The following is a 15,956-nucleotide window of genomic DNA, read 5'->3' on the forward strand; positions in this document are numbered from 1 at the left end:
AGGCAACTCTACCACGTAGGCAGCAAAGCCTCCATCTGCGGACAACAAAGCCCAGTGGCAAGCTCTCTTGGCTGAGGTCTGTTGTGGCCCTAAACTGCCCAACGCGCGCGGCGTTGCCATTTCGGCTGTTTGAGGGAGACCGAACGTCGAGCGATGGACGTGCTCGCCTGCGCGGCGCTAACAACCGCGCTCGGCGCCTACGGTTACACGCGCCTGACCAATGCGGGCGCGGCGCTCGTGATCGGCACCATGCTTATGCTGAGCGTGCCGTTGCGCCGCGTGCTGCGCCGCCGCGAGGTCAGGATCGGCGACACCGGCCTTGCCGCCGGCTCCATCGGTTACGGCGTGCTGGTCGGCGGCACCTCGGGCTCCGGCGTGATCCTGCTCTCGCTGCTGATGGCCGCCGGCCTCGAAGGCGGAGCCGTGATCGCGACCGATGCGATGATCTCGGCACCGGCCTGTGTTCGGCCTTGCCGGCGCGGTGACCGCGCAGGTGCTCGCCTTTGCGCTGCTGGTCGGCGCGATTGCGATACCCGGTGTGTTCCTCGCAAAAGCCTTCGTCGAGCGGATGCCGATCCACATCCACACCGCGATCCTCGACGTGGCGGTGATCACGGGCGGGCTGGTGATGATCTCGGCGGCGGCGAGGCAGCTCGCCGCGTAGATGACGCCGCTCACCGGGGATTGGTGCATGGACCGGGGATCGAACTTCCTCCGAGCATGTACTCACAAAAGTCGGCTTCCGAGCCCAAACCGAAAGTCGCCCCGCTTGGCCATCATCGGCGGCTTATGGCCCAACCGAGACATTGGCGCCTTCCGATAAGCTTCGTCGCGCCACTGCGTGGAGCTCGTGCCTCTGGAGCGTAGCCTATCTTCCCGGACCTGCTCTGGCCTTCGGATACTCGCTCCTTTGGTGTCGCCACAATTGCTGTGCTCGGCCGACGCTGGTGGGTTGCGGCCAGGGACGCGCGCAACGACTTGTGGCGTCCTAAAGGACGCCCTGCAATGCTTTCGGTCAAATTGGACGCGACCTAAACGGGCACGCCCGCCAAGGTCCCATTGCGTCTCATTGCCACTAATTCCCGGAACGACTGTCCACACTGGTGGTTACCTGCAAGCCGTTCGCTCGCTCACCAGCAAAGGAAGTCGGCGCTTGCTCGACCTCTGGTACAAGAACGCCGTGATCTACAGCCTCAACGTAGCCACCTACAAGGACGGCAACGGAGACGGGATCGGCGATTTCAAGGGACTAACCGAGCAGCTCGATCATATCGCTCAGCTCGGCGTAAATTGCCTGTGGTTGCTTCCATTTTATCCCAGTCCCGGACTAGACCACGGCTACGATGTCACGGATTACTACAACATCGCGCCGGCACTCGGAACGTTGGGCGATTTCGTCGAATTCAGTCATCAGGCCCGACTGCGCGGATTGCGGCTGATAGTCGATCTTCCCATCAATCACACTTCGGACAGGCACCCATGGTTTCAGCAGGCTCGCGCCGACCCGTCGTCGCCGTTTCGGGAATATTACGTCTGGTCAACCAGCGAACCCGAAAATAGCACAGAAGGCGTCGTATTTCCCGGGTTTCAACTCAGCGTCTGGACTTACGACCTCTGCGCGCGCTCGTGGTATTATCACCGGTTTTACCAACATCAACCTGACCTCAACATAGCCTGCGCTGCCGTCCGCGAAGAAATCTTCAGGATCTTCGGTTTTTGGCTTGAACTCGGTGTTTCGGGATTCCGAATAGACGCTGCACCGTTCGTCGTGGAGGAAATACGTCCAGATCGTCCGGCGAAGCGTCGGTATGAGTTTTTCGCCGAGCTCCGCAATTTCCTGTCCTGGCGCAAAGGTGATGCGGTGTTGCTGGCCGAAGCAAATGTAGCTCCCACGGAGCTTCAGCATTATTTTGGCGATGGATCGCGGATCCACATGCTATTTGCGTTCCTATTGAACCAGCACTTGTTCCTTGCACTTGCACGGGAAAGTGCCGAACCGCTGCGGCGCTGCATGAGCCAGCTGCCCCGATTGCCGCAATTCGCACACTGGGCTCAATTTCTACGCAATCACGATGAGCTGGACCTCGGCCGTTTAACTTCTGAAGAGCGCGACGAAGTTTATGCTGCATTCGCTCCAACCCGCAAAATGCAGCTTTACGGACGGGGAATTCGGCGGCGGCTCGCCTGCATGTTCGGAAACGATCGCCGCCGCATCGAGCTGGCATTCAGCCTGCTGTTCAGTCTTCCTGGTACGCCGGTCATTTACTACGGCGACGAACTGGGAATGGGCGACGATCTGACGCTTCCTGAGCGATGGCCTGTCCGTACGTGCATGCAATGGACAGACGACGAAAACGCCGGATTCTCCACGCGGCCGGGGAATCGTTTGCTTCATCATGTGATCCGCGAGGGCCAATACGCACCAGCCAACGTGAACGCGATTGCCCAGCAACGCGACCCGGACTCGCTGTTCAATTGGTTGCGGCGTCTGGTCGAAATGCGCCAGTCGTGCCCGGAGATCGGCTGGGGTGAATGCACTGTACCCGAAAGCAACTGTCCCGCTGTCTTGATCCAGCATTTCGTTTGGCAAGGCAAATTCGTGCTGGTGCTGCACAATTTATCACAGACGAGCTGCAGCACGGAGATCAGGGATATTCCAAAGGGATGGAAGCTGACCGATATATTCGGTAACCGAATTTACGATTCCAACCTTACCGCCGACGCCACTCTTATCGAGCTTGATGGCTATGGCTATCGGTGGTTTCGCCTCGACTGAGCCAGTGAGCAGCATCCTCGACGATTACGCCCGCTCGCCAATGTTGCGGCTGTCCTTCGCAGGGCCGTCAATGAACACTGGAAGCGGCCTGAACTTTGTTGGACGATCTCTCGCCCTAACCTCATCGGTAAGCCCCACCGCAAGAGGGGCCTCGATTGAGTTCCTTTTGCGGACAGCACCGCCTAGCACCAGCTTCCGTCGGCGGGATCAAATCGACGTCGTCCGTGAGTGCCAGCCGATCAATCGGCTGGCACTCACGATTGGAAAGTTTCTGATGCGCCGCCTGGGGTTACAGGCCAGCTCGTCCTTCCCAGTAGGTGGGTGTCCCATAATACTGGTGGGTTCGTGTTTCCCAGTCTCGATCCTGCCAGGAATCATCGCTGAACTCAGGCGCGTCCCTCAGCTGTTGCTCGGTGATGTTGGTTCGAAAACCGCCAACTGACGTGTCATAGGTCAGAGCACTCCAGGGAATGGGGTAGTGGCTGTGACCCAAGCCTACAAATCCGCCGAAGCTCATGACTGCATAAGCCACTCGGCCTGACACCTTGTCGATGATGAGGTGATCAATCTCACCGATATTCGTCCCATCTGCTCCATAAACCTCGGTTCCTTGAATGTCCTCGCTTGAGATGCAGTGATGATCCGGATGAGCTGTTGCGCGGGCCATGGCTTTGCCTCCTTGATAGGTGTTTTGCCCTCTTAACTCGGCCGCCACGGGGGCGTTCCTACCTTAGAACATCGTGTCGCAGCTCGATCACCAACCGAACCATGGCTCATATCGGCTGTAAAAACCTAGCCCTGATCGCTCCGAGGAGGCAGGCGGTGCGTCCGATGCATATGGCGCCTTCCGGCCTTCTCCGCCGCGAGCCGAGAAGCGCCAAGTACGATCCTGGTTCGTACAGGGCTGAAACAAGCGCGCCGGTAGACTGTGCGTTGGCGCGAGGGCTTCGGAAAGCGGGCTTGCCCGAATAACCCGCTGCGCCCGTAGGCCGAGGCGATCGTATGACCGCTTCTGTGTCCACAGTTGAATAGGTCGATAGCTCAGCGCAGACCTACTACCGGAGCCAGATACGACCTTACTGTTGTGAGCTCAATCCGAGATTTCTGACCCGAAGCACATGAAGCCTTGGGAAGGTACACGACAGCCGAACCCGTCGAACTGGGCCAGGCACGGCGCGGGAGCGCAACGACATTCATGTGAGTTCTTAGCCGGTGTTTCTGACCGCCTCGGCCAGAATGGCGTAAAGCTGCTGCTTGCTGAGTTCCTTGGGCTGCGGCCTCTTTGCTGTACTCGACGACACCTTCTGTGCGACTGGACGGGCGCAGGCTGCTGACGATGTCGGCCTCAGCTTCGGTGGCGGCCTTATCTTGGGCCGTGCCGTGGGCGGCTTGCGGCCGCGCTTCAGGCTCAGACGGGTCAGCATGCCGCAGACCGCGTTACGGCTGCATCCGAGACGGCGCGCAATCTGCGCCGCGCTCTGTCCTGCGGACCAGAGCCTTTTGAGCAGCGCTATGTCTTTCGCATCCCAGCCCATGGGAGATACTATAGCGCCGACTGCCAGATGCAGGCTAGTCTAGTCATCGTCCGGCTCGCGCACGACTGCTGGTTCGTCAGCGTCATCTTCTTCATCGTCGTCTTCGTCCTCCTCATCCTCCTCGTCGGGATCCCGAGGCGGCATCGCGATGCCCATAAGCATCAGCGGTGTCCAGCCGATCGCTGTGGTGGAAAATGCTTCGGAGGTGTGTTGCTTCATGTCGTTGCTGCTCCTCGAAAAGCACGCGCAGTCGAATATTCCTGACGGGCGGCACCCGGATGTTCAGGGTGCGATCGTTGCAAGCCCGAGGGTGACACCAGGTCAATGACCAGAGCAGGGGGCGGCATCCGCCACGCAACTGGTGATGTTTGCCGCTACTTTATGCCCGAAGACCCATCAGACTCGATGTTCACCAAGACCTCGCCGGTGGTGACTTCGGGAACCCCAAGATCGAGATCATGCAGACTCGCCTGCACAAACGCCAGTATCTTGGCGTTCGCTGCATTGGCGCTCTCCCGGTCGTCAAATATCATCACGGCGATACCAACGCCGTCGCCCGCATCCAGCACATGGTAAGATCTGAATCCGTGCGATTGCCTTAGGATCTCACCTACGCCGCTCTTGGCGCGACGAGCGGCGTCCGCCACCGAGCGAACCTTGGTGTACTTGCGAATGACCATGTACATGGGGCCACCACGCGCTACACGCCCCCTCGCATCAAAGCATATCGGCCCCGGTCGGACTAGGGCCGACTTCCGGGACGGGCCACAGCGTCCGGTTGGGCGGACTGGGCGACGCGCCTTTTCCAATGAGCCATCCTCGCCCCGCGAGTGGGGGCGAGGTGCTGAGGCTCAGGAGCCCTCGAACTTGAACGATACGTTGAGCTTGGCGCGATAAGCCTCGACTTTTCCCTTGTCATCCAGCTGCATGTCGAGCTTGACGACCTCTGCAATGCGAAGATCTCGGAGAGATTTTGCAGCTTGCTCGACCGCATTGGCGGCCGCCTTCTCCCAGGAGTCGGTGCTGGTACCGACCAGTTCAATGACCTTGTAGACGCTATCGGGCATGTCGTCCTCCTATTCGGTAGGAGCAGGAAATCTAACACCAGAATATCGATGCTGATACGTCTCGGGCATGCCCCCGGAGCCGGGAAGGGACAAACTGCATTTGGCGAGGCGGCTCTTGGCCGAGCTAACCTGCCGAACCAGCGCCATTATGTCCGCTCAGAGCGGGTCGCCGGAAAAGGGTCCTGTCGGCTGTCACTTTCCTGTTTGACTCCTAGAGATATCGGAGGTTTGGCGCGCGGGGGGCGGGCATCCTTGTTGCGAATCCAGGGCAATGCGTTTGCTGGTGGAGGCGCAATTGCAATAGGGTCCGCATAGAGCGGATGCACTCGACCACCGCAACGCGCTGTGAGGGGCGGGATCAATGCAGTGCACACCGACAATCGCGCGCACGCTTGAGGTCGGCCGTTTCGGTTCCTTCGTCAAATCAATCGCAGATCGGTTCTAGCAGCGTGCGCGCCTCATCAATCCTTCCGCCAGAGTTCTGCGAGGCTTGTGGCGGCGCGCAGCTCCAAGGATTTGGCGCTTTGGCCACGCGCCACTTCAATGGATTTACTAAGATGAGACTCGGCGTCGCCGACTTTCGATGGGTCGAGCGATAGAAAATCTAAATATCGAGCACGCGCCTTTAACTGGCGCAGCGATTTAAAAGTCTACCGATTGCGGTACGCTTGTTGCTTGAAATTGGGAATGCAATCCCCCGGCCTCTCCAATCTTTCCTCCATTCGGAGGTTGACCGAAAAATTGGTCTAGGTCCTATCAAAAGGGCAAGGCCAACGACGAGCACTCGCATCTGACCAGCGCGCGTTCTTAGGTGTGCTTATTCCTCGTCGTCCTCGTCTTCATCCTCGTCGTCTTCGCCGTTCTCTTCCTCTTCCACCTGCACGAGCGCGGCCAGCGGCAGCGTCTCGCGGAACAGATCGCCTTCCATGCCCATCCAGAGGCAGAGCACGTCGTTCTCCTTTACCTCCGCAACCGTTAGCGGCTGGCCGCCGGATTTCAGCATCACGACATCGCCGGCTTTCAATTCCATGGATTGTCCTTTCGAGTTGATCGACCCGGACGCGAGGCTAGCAATTTGTCATGACATCCGGAAAACGGCGGATGAGACCGCGCGTGCCGTGCAGAAACGCTCAGATGCCGGGGCCGCTGGCTAGGGGCCCTTCATCGCAAAGGCCGCGACGATGCCATCATGCCCCTGTTTTGCCCGGCGTGTCAAAAAGATTTCGTAAAAATCGAAAGTTGAGTTTGCGTTTGCCGTAAGTCCTTGAATTCGCAGCAGCGCTCTACTGTGCATGGGGTTGTTTTTCGATATTTTTGTTTTCGCCGCCTTTGGTTACTCCGGCAGGAGCTCGGTCAGCGAACGGATGATGCGGTCGGGTCGGACGATCGAGCCTTCGGGCAGGCCGTCGCCATGCACGTCGATCCAGATCGAATAGATGCCGAGGCGCTGCGGCGTCACGACTTCCCATTCCAGATTGTCGCCGATCATCCAGGTGTCCTTCGCGGTGACGCCGAGCGCCTCCATCGCATGCAGATAGGCGCGCTCCTCGGGCTTGCCGAAGCCGTGCTCGCCCTCGATCTGGATGTGGTGGAAGCGGTGTGCGAGTTCGAAGCGCTCGACCTTGGCGCGCTGGGTATCGGCGGCGCCGTTGGTCACCAGCGCGAGCTTGATGCCGAGCGCCTTCAACCGGTCGATCGCCTCATGCGCACCGGGAAAGACGAACATCTCCTCCTCGCGATAGGCGGTGAAACGGTCGGCGAGGCGAATGGCGAGGTCGTCGGGCAGGGCGCGATGGCCAGCGGCCGCGAGCGCGGCAAAGCCGCCCTTGACCGTGAGGTGGCGGGCCTCGGCAAGCTTCAGCCGCCATGCGGCTTCCGCGTTGGCCCAGAAGTTTCGCGCGAACGCCAGCACCGCGGTCGCCACCAGCGGCGGCGGCAGCGGTGCGAGTTCTTCGGCGAACTCGGCGGTGATCGTATTCCAGGCGATCTCAGGCCGGCCATAGGCCGACAGGATGGTGTCGTCCATGTCGATCAGCATGGCGCGAGGGAGCGGCGGCATTGTAAGGTTCATGGCCATTTCACTTCCGGCGGCAGCGACGACAGGATCGAATCCACGTTGCCGCCGGTCTTGAGCCCGAAAATGGTGCCGCGGTCGTAGAGCAGGTTGAACTCGACATAGCGACCGCGCCGGATTAATTGCTCCTCGCGATCCGCAGCGCTCCAGGCTGTCGCGAAGTTACTCCGGATCAGTTCGGGATAGATCTTCAGGAAAGCGCGGCCGACATCCTGGGTGAAGGCGAGGTCGGCGTCCCAGTCGCCGCTGTCGTGCCAGTCGTAGAAGATGCCGCCGATGCCGCGCGCCTCCTTCCGGTGGGGCAGGTAGAAATATTCGTCGCACCACTTCTTGTACTTGTCGTAATCGGCGACGCTGCTGTGCTGGTTGCAGGCCTGTTGCATCGCGGCGTGAAAGGCGATGCTGTCGGCATCGTCCTGCGTGCGCCGGCGCTCCAGCACCGGCGTCAGGTCCGCGCCGCCGCCAAACCAGGCTTTGGTGGTGACGACGAAGCGCGTGTTCATGTGCACGGCGGGCACGTGCGGATTGCGCAGATGCGCGATCAGCGAGATGCCGGAGGCCCAGAATTTTGGATCCTCCGCGGCGCCGGGAATTTGAGCACGAAATTCAGGGGCGAATTCGCCATGCACGGTCGAGCAATGCACGCCGACCTTCTCGAACAGACGGCCATGCATCATCGACATCACGCCGCCACCTCCGGCCGCGCCGGAATGATCGGTGCGCTGCCAGGGGGTGCGCTTGAAGCGGCCGGCTTCGCCCGGATAAAGGCTTGGCGGGACGTCCTCTTCCAACTGTTCGAAGCTCGCGCAGATGTCGTCGCGCAAGGCTTCGAACCAGGCGCGCGCGCGAGCCTTGCGGTCTTCGATCAGGGTCGGATCCATTATCGCGGTCATTTCGTCAGCCCTTGCGGACGCCAAACAGGTGCAGCTCTCGTTGCAATTGTCGCCGTGGATGCTGACGCGGGTGAGCTTTGCATCTGTCCGTCTACCAAACCTATCTGATGCCGAGCGACTTATGCGTCTGCACGCTGAGCCGCCATTGCGGATGGCGCAGGCAATAGTCGATCGCGCGTGCGGTGTTCTCGGCGACTTCGGGTCCGTCCATCGGTTGGAGCGAGAAGCGCTCGAAGGCGAGGCCCTCGAAGGTCTCGGGCAGGGCGAGCACCTGCGGATAGACCAGCTTCAGCTCATGGCCGCGCCGCAAAACGAGCTCGCTGCCGCCCTTGGGGCTGACGCAGATCCAGTCCAGCCCCTCGGGGGCTGCAATCGTGCCGTTGGTCTCGACGCCGATCTCGAAGCCGCGGGCGTGCAGCGCGTCGACCAGCGCGGCATCGACCTGGAGCAGCGGCTCGCCGCCGGTCAGCACCACGTAGCGGTTGTCGGCCGATGCGATCCATTGCGCGGCGATGGTGTCGGCGAGTTCCGCGGCCGAGCCATAGCGGCCGCCGAGCGTGCCGTCGGTGCCGACGAAATCCGTGTCGCAAAATTTGCAGGTCGCCTCGTTGCGATCCGCCTCGCGGCCGCTCCAGAGGTTGCAACCGGCAAAGCGGCAGAACACGGAGGCGCGCCCGGCATGGGCGCCTTCGCCTTGCAGGGTCAGGAAGATTTCCTTGACCGCGTAACTCAAGTCTCTCTCCTCAATCGTTTGGGCCTTCAGGGGTCCGGAGCTGACGCAGCGCCTCACCGGCGGCCATCGCCGCACTCATGGCCACATTGAGCGACCGCAGGCCGGCCTTGATCGGAATCACCAGCCGCGCATCCGCGGCCCCGAGCACCGCGTCGGTGACGCCGGCGCTCTCGCGCCCGAATAGCAGGATGTCCGACGTCTGGTAACGAAAATCGCGGTAGTCGGTGGCACCTTTGGTGGTGAACAGCAGCAGGCGACAGCCTTGTGCCGCACGCCAGTCCTCGAACCTCGCCCAGGAATCGTGGCGGGTAATACTGACATGGTCGAGGTAGTCCATTCCCGCCCGGCGGAACGTCCGATCGGAAACGGGGAACCCAGCCGGCTCGATGATATGGGCGGCCACGTCCAGACAGGCGCAGAGCCTGAGGATCGTGCCGGTGTTCTGGGGAATGTCGGGTTGGAAAAGAGCTATCTGCATGGGCTGTGCGGGGCTGGTTGCGGCCGGAAATGTCTCAATAAAACATCGCTCGCCCGGGAATTCGTGCATTGCACGCTCCCGCGCCGATAGCGGGCTTGCGCTCGCCCGGCAAGGGTGCCAATAGAACGATTCTGGACTGCTGTTTGACCTGTTTAGGTGCGAGCACGCAAAGTTCTGCCGCCGCGGGGGGCCGCGGGCGCCGGCAGCCTTTCCGGGGACCTCATGGGCGCCCCCCGGAGCGGTTCCACCGGCCGCATAAGAAGAAAGGGTTGGAATCGTGACGACAGCGTCTTCGGCGGACCATCCGACACGCCGTGATTTCTTATTCGTTGCAACGGGGGCCGCCGCAGCAGTAGGGGGCGCGGCCGCGCTCTGGCCCTTCATCTCGCAAATGAATCCGGATGCCTCGACCATCGCCGCCGGTGCGCCAATCGAGGTCGATCTCAGCCCGATCGCCGAAGGCCAAGACATCAAGGTGTTCTGGCGCGGCAAACCGATCTACATCAGCCACCGCACCAAGAAGCAGATCGACGAAGCGCGCGCCGTCAACGTGGCGAGCCTGCCCGATCCGCAGAGCGACGAGGCCCGGGTCAAGTCCGGCCACGAGCAGTGGCTGGTCGTGATCGGCATCTGCACCCATCTCGGTTGCATCCCGATCGCTCATGAAGGCAGCTACGACGGCTTCTTCTGCCCCTGCCATGGGTCGCAGTACGATTCGTCCGGCCGCATCCGCCAGGGGCCCGCGCCCGCGAACCTGCCGGTGCCGCCGTACCAGTTCGTTTCCGACACCAAAATCCAGATCGGCTGAGCCTCGGACCGACGTCCGAAGCTTCGTGCCGTCTCGTCGTACTATTTCCTCAGGATCGCATCATGAGCGGACCATCCGACTACCAGCCGAGCAATCCGGCCCTGCAATGGATCGAGCGGCGTCTGCCGATCTTTGGTCTCATCCATTCCTCCTTCGTCGCCTATCCCACCCCGCGCAACCTGAACTATTGGTGGACCTTCGGCGCCATCCTCTCCTTCATGCTGGGGATGCAAATCCTCACCGGTGTGATCCTGGCGATGCACTACACGCCGCATGCCGATCTCGCCTTCAAGTCGGTCGAGCTGATCGTCCGTGACGTCAATTACGGCTGGCTGCTGCGCAACATGCACGCGGTCGGCGCCTCGATGTTCTTTGTCGCCGTCTACGTCCACATGTTCCGCGGCCTTTACTACGGGTCGTACAAGGAGCCGCGCGAGGTGCTGTGGATCCTCGGCGTCATCATCTATCTGCTGATGATGGCCACGGGCTTCATGGGCTACGTGCTGCCTTGGGGCCAGATGAGCTTCTGGGGCGCCACCGTCATCACCAATCTGTTCTCTGCCATTCCCTATGTCGGCGAGAGCATTGTGACGCTGTTATGGGGCGGCTATTCGGTCGGCAACCCGACGCTGAACCGCTTCTTCTCGCTGCACTATCTGCTGCCGTTCCTGATCGCGGGCGTCGTCGTGCTCCACGTCTGGGCGCTGCACGTCGCCGGACAGAACAACCCCGACGGCGTCGAGCCGAAGACGGAAAAGGACACGGTGCCGTTCACGCCGCACGCGACCATCAAGGACATGTTCGGCGTCACCTGCTTCATGCTGCTCTACGCCTGGTTCATCTTCTACATGCCGAACTATCTCGGCGATGCCGACAACTACATCCCGGCGAACCCGGGCGTGACGCCGCCGCACATCGTGCCGGAATGGTATTACCTGCCGTTCTACGCGATCCTGCGCTCGATACCGAACAAGCTCGCGGGGGTCATCGCGATGTTCGGGGCGATCATCATCCTGTGCTTCCTGCCCTGGCTCGATAGCGCCAGGACGAAGTCATCGAAGTACCGTCCGCTGGCCAAGCAGTTCTTCTGGATCTTCGTTGCGGTCTGTATCCTGCTCGGCTATCTCGGCGCGCAGCCGCCGGAGGGCATTTACGTCGTTGCCGGCCGGGTCCTGACGTTCTGCTACTTCGCCTACTTCCTGATCGTGCTGCCGCTGCTCGCGCGCATCGAAAAGCCGCGACCGGTACCGAATTCGATCTCGGATGCGGTGTTGGCCAAAACCGGGAGCAGGTCGACCCCGATGGTGTCGACCGCGATAATGCTGGCGCTCGCCGGTTCGTTGTTCGCGGGCTCGATCGACAGCGCGAAAGCGTCCGAGGGTGGCGACCAGCCGCCGTCAATCAAATGGTCGTTCTCGGGCCCCTTCGGTAAGTTCGACCGCGGCGCGCTCCAGCGCGGCCTGAAGGTCTATAAGGAGGTCTGCGCCAGCTGCCACGGCCTGTCCTACGTCGCCTTCCGCAACCTCGCCGAGCCCGGTGGGCCCGGCTATTCGGTGGCGCAGGCCTCGGCGTTTGCTTCCGAGTACAAGGTCAAGGATGGCCCGAACGATGCCGGTGACATGTTCGAGCGTGCGGGCCGGCCGGCGGACTATTTCCCCTCGCCATTCCCGAACGAGCAGGCGGCGCGTGCCGCGAATGGCGGCGCGGCGCCCCCGGACCTGTCCCTGATCACCAAGGCGCGTTCTTACAAGCGCGGCTTCCCCTGGTTCATCGTTGACTTCTTCACCCAGTACCAGGAGCAGGGTCCGGATTATGTCGCGGCCGTGCTTCAGGGCTTCGAGGACAAGGCCCCCGAGGGCGTCACCCTCCCGGAAGGCTCCTATTACAACAAGTACTTCCCCGGCCACGCCATCAAGATGCCGAAGCCGCTCAGCGATGGCCAGGTCTCCTATGACGACGGCTCGCCGACCACCGTGGCGCAATATGCCAAGGACGTCACCACGTTCCTGATGTGGACCGCCGAGCCGCACATGGAAGCGCGCAAGCGCCTCGGTTTCCAGGTGTTCGTGTTCCTGATCATCTTCGCGATCCTGATGTACTTCACCAAGAAAAAGGTCTGGGCCGACTCGCACTGAGCGGCGCGAGCCGAAACGGGAGAAGAAGCCCCCCGCGAGGGGGCTTTTTTTGGATGGTCAAGGGCTCGCGCTACGCGCGTCCTGGAATGACGCGAGTGTGGATTGCGCCGCGCGCTCTCAGCGGCCAAAATACCGCCAATCGCTCCCTCAGAAAACGCGTCGGAGGACACCATGGGAACCACCATCACCTTCAAGCGCCCGGACGGCAAGGACGCCTCCGGCTATCTCGCCAATGCCGCGCGCGGCAACGCGCCGGGCGTGGTCGTGATCCAGGAATGGTGGGGCCTGTCGGACCAGATCAAGGGCCTGTGCGACCGCTTCGCGCTCGCCGGCTTCGATGCGCTGGCGCCCGATCTCTACAAGGGCAAGGTGGTGCCCTATCACGACACGGACAGCGCCAACAACGAGATGAACTCGCTCGACTTCATGGACGCCACCACGCAGACGGTGCGCGGCGCCACGCAATATCTGTCGCGCAACGGCGCCAAGGTCGGGCTAACAGGCTTCTGCCTCGGCGGCGCCGTCACCATCATCGGCGCGACCAAGATCCCGGAGCTCGCGGCCGGCGTCGTGTTCTACGGCATCCCGCCGGAGCAGGCGGCCAAGCCCGCCGACGTCAAGATCCCGCTCCAGGCCCACTTCGCCAACAAGGACGATTGGTGCACGCCGGAGCTGGTCAATGGATTCGAGAAGGCCATGAAGGCTGCCGGCAAGTCGCTGGAGCTGTTCCGCTATGACGCCGAGCACGCCTTCGTCAACGAGCAGCGCCAGGCCGTGCACGACCGCGAAGCCGCCGAGCTCGCCTGGGGCAGGGCGACGGAGTTTTTCCGAAAACATCTGGGGTAGGTGGAGCGCCATCAGTCGCGCCACATTTTCGATGTCCCGGCGAAGGCCGGGACGCATAACCCCAGGAGGGGTTATGGCGCGAGCTTGTAACCACTAGTCTTCGTCAAACCAATTCATGTGGCTATCGATCCCGGCCCTTCGGCAGGATGACGGCGGAGGTCGAAGTCGGAGCGCCCCGTATCCCACAGCGCTGACCATCAGGCGGCCACCACGTGACCGCCCTTGACGGCGCCCCCGCGCCATGGTGAGTATCGACCCCATGAGCACCGCCGTCCGCGCAGCCCGTCTCTGGTGGCGCACCTCCTAACGAGGTGGCCGGTGCGATTTTCCTTTCCTAAATCGTCTGAGGTCGCCCACGCAGTGCGGCGGCCTGATCGTTTGTCCTGTGTGGCGTTCCCTCGGCAAGTCTCGTAAGAGGACCACATGAACAGGACAGTCTTTGCCCTCCCGCCCAGAAGTGACTACGTGACCCGTGCAGGTCTTGCGATCACGCGCATGACCGAGCAGTTCACCGGCGGCGCGAGCCGGCTCGACGATCTCGTCAGCCTGCTCGACCGTCGCCGCGGCGTGGTGCTGTCCTCGGGCACGACCGTGCCTGGCCGCTACGAGAGCTTCGATCTCGGCTTCTCCGACCCGCCGCTGAAGCTCGAGACCGTCGGTGTCAATTTCAAGCTGGAGGCGCTGAACGGCCGCGGCCAGGTGCTGATCGCCTTCCTCGCTGAGGTCCTGCGCGAGCCCTGCGTGGTGATCTCGGAGAAGACGGCGACGCGCCTTGCCGGCCACATCATCCGTGGCGACGCCCCGGTCGAGGAGGACCAACGTACCCGGCGTGCCAGCGTGATGTCGCTGGTGCGCGATCTCGTCGCCGCCTTCTCCGCCAATGACGACGGGCTGCTCGGCCTGTTCGGCGCGTTCGCCTACGACCTCGTGTTCCAGATCGAGGACCTCGTGCAGAAGCGGCCGCGCGAAAGCGACCAGCGCGACATCGTGCTCTACGTGCCCGATCGCCTGCTGGCTTATGACCGCGCCACCGGCCGCGGCGTGGTGCTCACTTACGATTTCGCCTGGAAGGGCAAGTCTACCGAAGGCCTGCCGCGCGAGACCGCCGACAACCCGTATCTGAAGACGCCGCGGCAAGGATTTGCCGATCACGCCCCCGGCGAATATCAGGCCACGGTCGAGACGGCGCGCGCAGCCTTCGCCCGTGGCGATCTGTTCGAGGCGGTGCCGGGGCAGCTCTTCGCTGAGCCCTGCGACCGCTCGCCGGCCGAAGTGTTCCAGCGCCTCTGCGTCATCAACCCGTCGCCTTACGGCGCGCTGATGAATCTCGGCGAGGGCGAATTCCTGGTGTCGGCCTCGCCGGAGATGTTCGTGCGCTCGGACGGACGCCGCGTCGAGACCTGCCCGATATCAGGCACGATCGCGCGCGGGCTCGATGCGATCGGCGACGCCGAGCAGATCCGCCAGCTCCTGAACTCGGAGAAGGACGAGTTCGAGCTCAACATGTGCACCGACGTCGACCGCAACGACAAGGCGCGCGTCTGCGTGCCCGGCACGATCAAGGTGCTGGCGCGGCGGCAGATCGAGACCTACTCAAAGCTGTTCCACACCGTCGACCACGTTGAGGGCATGCTGCGTCCCGGCTTCGACGCTCTCGATGCCTTCCTCACCCACGCCTGGGCGGTGACCGTGACCGGCGCGCCAAAGCTCTGGGCGATGCAGTTCGTAGAAGATCACGAACGCTCGCCGCGGCGCTGGTATGCCGGCGCGATCGGCGCGGTAAATTTCGACGGCAGCATCAACACCGGCCTCACCATCCGCACCATCCGCATGAAGGATGGCCTCGCCGAGGTGCGCGTCGGCGCGACCTGCCTGTTCGATTCCGATCCCGCCGCCGAAGATCGCGAGTGCCAGGTCAAGGCCGCCGCGCTGTTCCAGGCGCTGCGCGGCGATCCGCCGAAGCCGCTCTCGACCTTCGCGCCCGATGCAACCGGCTCGGGCAAGCAGGTGCTGCTGATCGATCACGACGACAGCTTCGTGCACATGCTCGCCGACTATTTCCGACAGGTCGGCGCCAGCGTCACCGTGGTCCGCTATGTGCATGCGCTCGACATGCTCAAGCAGAAGAGGTGGGACTTGCTGGTTCTGTCGCCGGGCCCCGGCAGGCCGGAGGATTTCGCAATCAAGACGACCATCGATGCGGCGCTGGAGAAGAAGCTGCCGGTGTTCGGCGTCTGCCTTGGCGTGCAGGCGATCGGCGAATATTTTGGCGGCGAGCTCGGGCAGCTCACCCATCCCGCCCACGGCCGGCCCTCGCGGGTGCAGGTGCGCGGCGGGCGGCTGATGCGCAATCTGCCGAACGAGATCGTCATTGGCCGCTATCACTCGCTATTTGTCGAGCGCGACAGCATGCCCGAAGTTCTGAGCGTGACCGCCAGCACTGAGGACGGCGTCGCCATGGCGCTCGAGCATAAGACCCTGCCGGTCGCCGGCGTGCAATTCCACCCGGAATCGCTGATGTCGCTCGGTGGGGAGGTGGGTTTGCGAATTGTCGAGAATGCGTTCCGGCTGGATGCGGGAGCGAATTGAGTGCAGGATATTTCATATTCGT

At 62.3% G+C, this 15,956-nt stretch carries 15 protein-coding genes and 1 pseudogene; 6 read left to right on the top strand and 10 right to left on the bottom strand.

Annotation, left to right across the window (positions count from 1 at the left end; translation table 11 throughout):
• Nucleotides 1-144: 144 nt before the first annotated feature.
• Nucleotides 145-664, top strand: a pseudogene (locus IVA96_RS14750) (sulfite exporter TauE/SafE family protein); the annotation flags it as partial.
• A 489-nt stretch (nt 665-1,153) separates the two neighbouring features.
• On the top strand, nt 1,154-2,776 hold the full coding sequence (locus tag IVA96_RS14755; RefSeq protein ID WP_247417991.1) for an alpha-amylase family protein: 1,623 nt from the start codon (nt 1,154-1,156) through the stop codon (nt 2,774-2,776).
• 289 nt (nt 2,777-3,065) lie between these two features.
• On the opposite strand, the gene IVA96_RS14760 is transcribed toward IVA96_RS14755, so the two are convergent.
• The 10 genes from IVA96_RS14760 to IVA96_RS14805 all read right to left on the bottom strand — a co-directional run bounded on the left by IVA96_RS14760 (nt 3,066) and on the right by IVA96_RS14805 (nt 9,556).
• On the bottom strand, nt 3,066-3,443 hold the full coding sequence (locus IVA96_RS14760) for a PRC-barrel domain-containing protein (RefSeq protein ID WP_247417993.1): 378 nt from the start codon (nt 3,441-3,443) through the stop codon (nt 3,066-3,068).
• 538 nt (nt 3,444-3,981) lie between these two features.
• Complete coding sequence (locus IVA96_RS14765; RefSeq protein ID WP_247279615.1) at nt 3,982-4,311, bottom strand: GcrA family cell cycle regulator; 330 nt, start codon at nt 4,309-4,311, stop codon at nt 3,982-3,984.
• 39 nt (nt 4,312-4,350) lie between these two features.
• Nucleotides 4,351-4,530, bottom strand: a complete 180-nt coding sequence (locus tag IVA96_RS14770) for a hypothetical protein (RefSeq protein WP_247279616.1) — start codon at nt 4,528-4,530, stop codon at nt 4,351-4,353.
• A 155-nt stretch (nt 4,531-4,685) separates the two neighbouring features.
• Entirely contained in the window at nt 4,686-4,997 is a 312-nt protein-coding gene (locus IVA96_RS14775) for a hypothetical protein (protein ID WP_247279617.1), read from the bottom strand.
• Nucleotides 4,998-5,162: 165 nt separating this feature from the next.
• The gene (locus IVA96_RS14780) at nt 5,163-5,378 is read right to left on the bottom strand and encodes a dodecin family protein (protein ID WP_027529685.1); all 216 of its coding nucleotides are present in this window, start codon (nt 5,376-5,378) and stop codon (nt 5,163-5,165) included.
• An 817-nt stretch (nt 5,379-6,195) separates the two neighbouring features.
• Nucleotides 6,196-6,408: a DUF2158 domain-containing protein gene (locus IVA96_RS14785; RefSeq protein ID WP_247417995.1), complete on the bottom strand. Its 213-nt coding sequence runs from the start codon at nt 6,406-6,408 to the stop codon at nt 6,196-6,198.
• 303 nt (nt 6,409-6,711) lie between these two features.
• Nucleotides 6,712-7,455: an HAD family hydrolase gene (locus IVA96_RS14790; protein WP_247418001.1), complete on the bottom strand. Its 744-nt coding sequence runs from the start codon at nt 7,453-7,455 to the stop codon at nt 6,712-6,714.
• Nucleotides 7,446-8,333, bottom strand: a complete 888-nt coding sequence (gene hemF / locus IVA96_RS14795; protein ID WP_247418076.1) for an oxygen-dependent coproporphyrinogen oxidase — start codon at nt 8,331-8,333, stop codon at nt 7,446-7,448. The genes IVA96_RS14790 and hemF overlap by 10 nt, the downstream gene beginning before the upstream one ends.
• Nucleotides 8,334-8,445: 112 nt before the next feature.
• Nucleotides 8,446-9,078: a 7-carboxy-7-deazaguanine synthase gene (gene queE / locus IVA96_RS14800; RefSeq protein ID WP_247418002.1), complete on the bottom strand. Its 633-nt coding sequence runs from the start codon at nt 9,076-9,078 to the stop codon at nt 8,446-8,448.
• A gap of 10 nt (nt 9,079-9,088) precedes the next feature.
• Nucleotides 9,089-9,556, bottom strand: a complete 468-nt coding sequence (locus IVA96_RS14805) for a tRNA (cytidine(34)-2'-O)-methyltransferase (RefSeq protein ID WP_247418077.1) — start codon at nt 9,554-9,556, stop codon at nt 9,089-9,091.
• Nucleotides 9,557-9,833: 277 nt separating this feature from the next.
• Here IVA96_RS14805 and petA point away from each other — a divergent pair, with 277 nt between their 5' ends.
• From petA to IVA96_RS14825, 4 genes are all read left to right on the top strand, one after another.
• Complete coding sequence (gene petA / locus IVA96_RS14810; RefSeq protein ID WP_211407456.1) at nt 9,834-10,364, top strand: ubiquinol-cytochrome c reductase iron-sulfur subunit; 531 nt, start codon at nt 9,834-9,836, stop codon at nt 10,362-10,364.
• A 62-nt stretch (nt 10,365-10,426) separates the two neighbouring features.
• Complete coding sequence (fbcH, locus tag IVA96_RS14815) at nt 10,427-12,499, top strand: cytochrome b/c1 (RefSeq protein ID WP_247418003.1); 2,073 nt, start codon at nt 10,427-10,429, stop codon at nt 12,497-12,499.
• Nucleotides 12,500-12,670: 171 nt separating this feature from the next.
• Nucleotides 12,671-13,345: a dienelactone hydrolase family protein gene (locus IVA96_RS14820; protein ID WP_247279625.1), complete on the top strand. Its 675-nt coding sequence runs from the start codon at nt 12,671-12,673 to the stop codon at nt 13,343-13,345.
• A gap of 423 nt (nt 13,346-13,768) precedes the next feature.
• Nucleotides 13,769-15,934 carry an anthranilate synthase component I gene (locus IVA96_RS14825; protein ID WP_247418004.1) on the top strand — a complete coding sequence of 722 codons (2,166 nt, stop codon included), beginning with the start codon at nt 13,769-13,771 and terminating at the stop codon, nt 15,932-15,934.
• Nucleotides 15,935-15,956 lie beyond the last annotated feature (22 nt).

The organism is Bradyrhizobium sp. 159, from assembly GCF_023073795.1.
Taxonomy (GTDB): domain Bacteria; phylum Pseudomonadota; class Alphaproteobacteria; order Rhizobiales; family Xanthobacteraceae; genus Bradyrhizobium.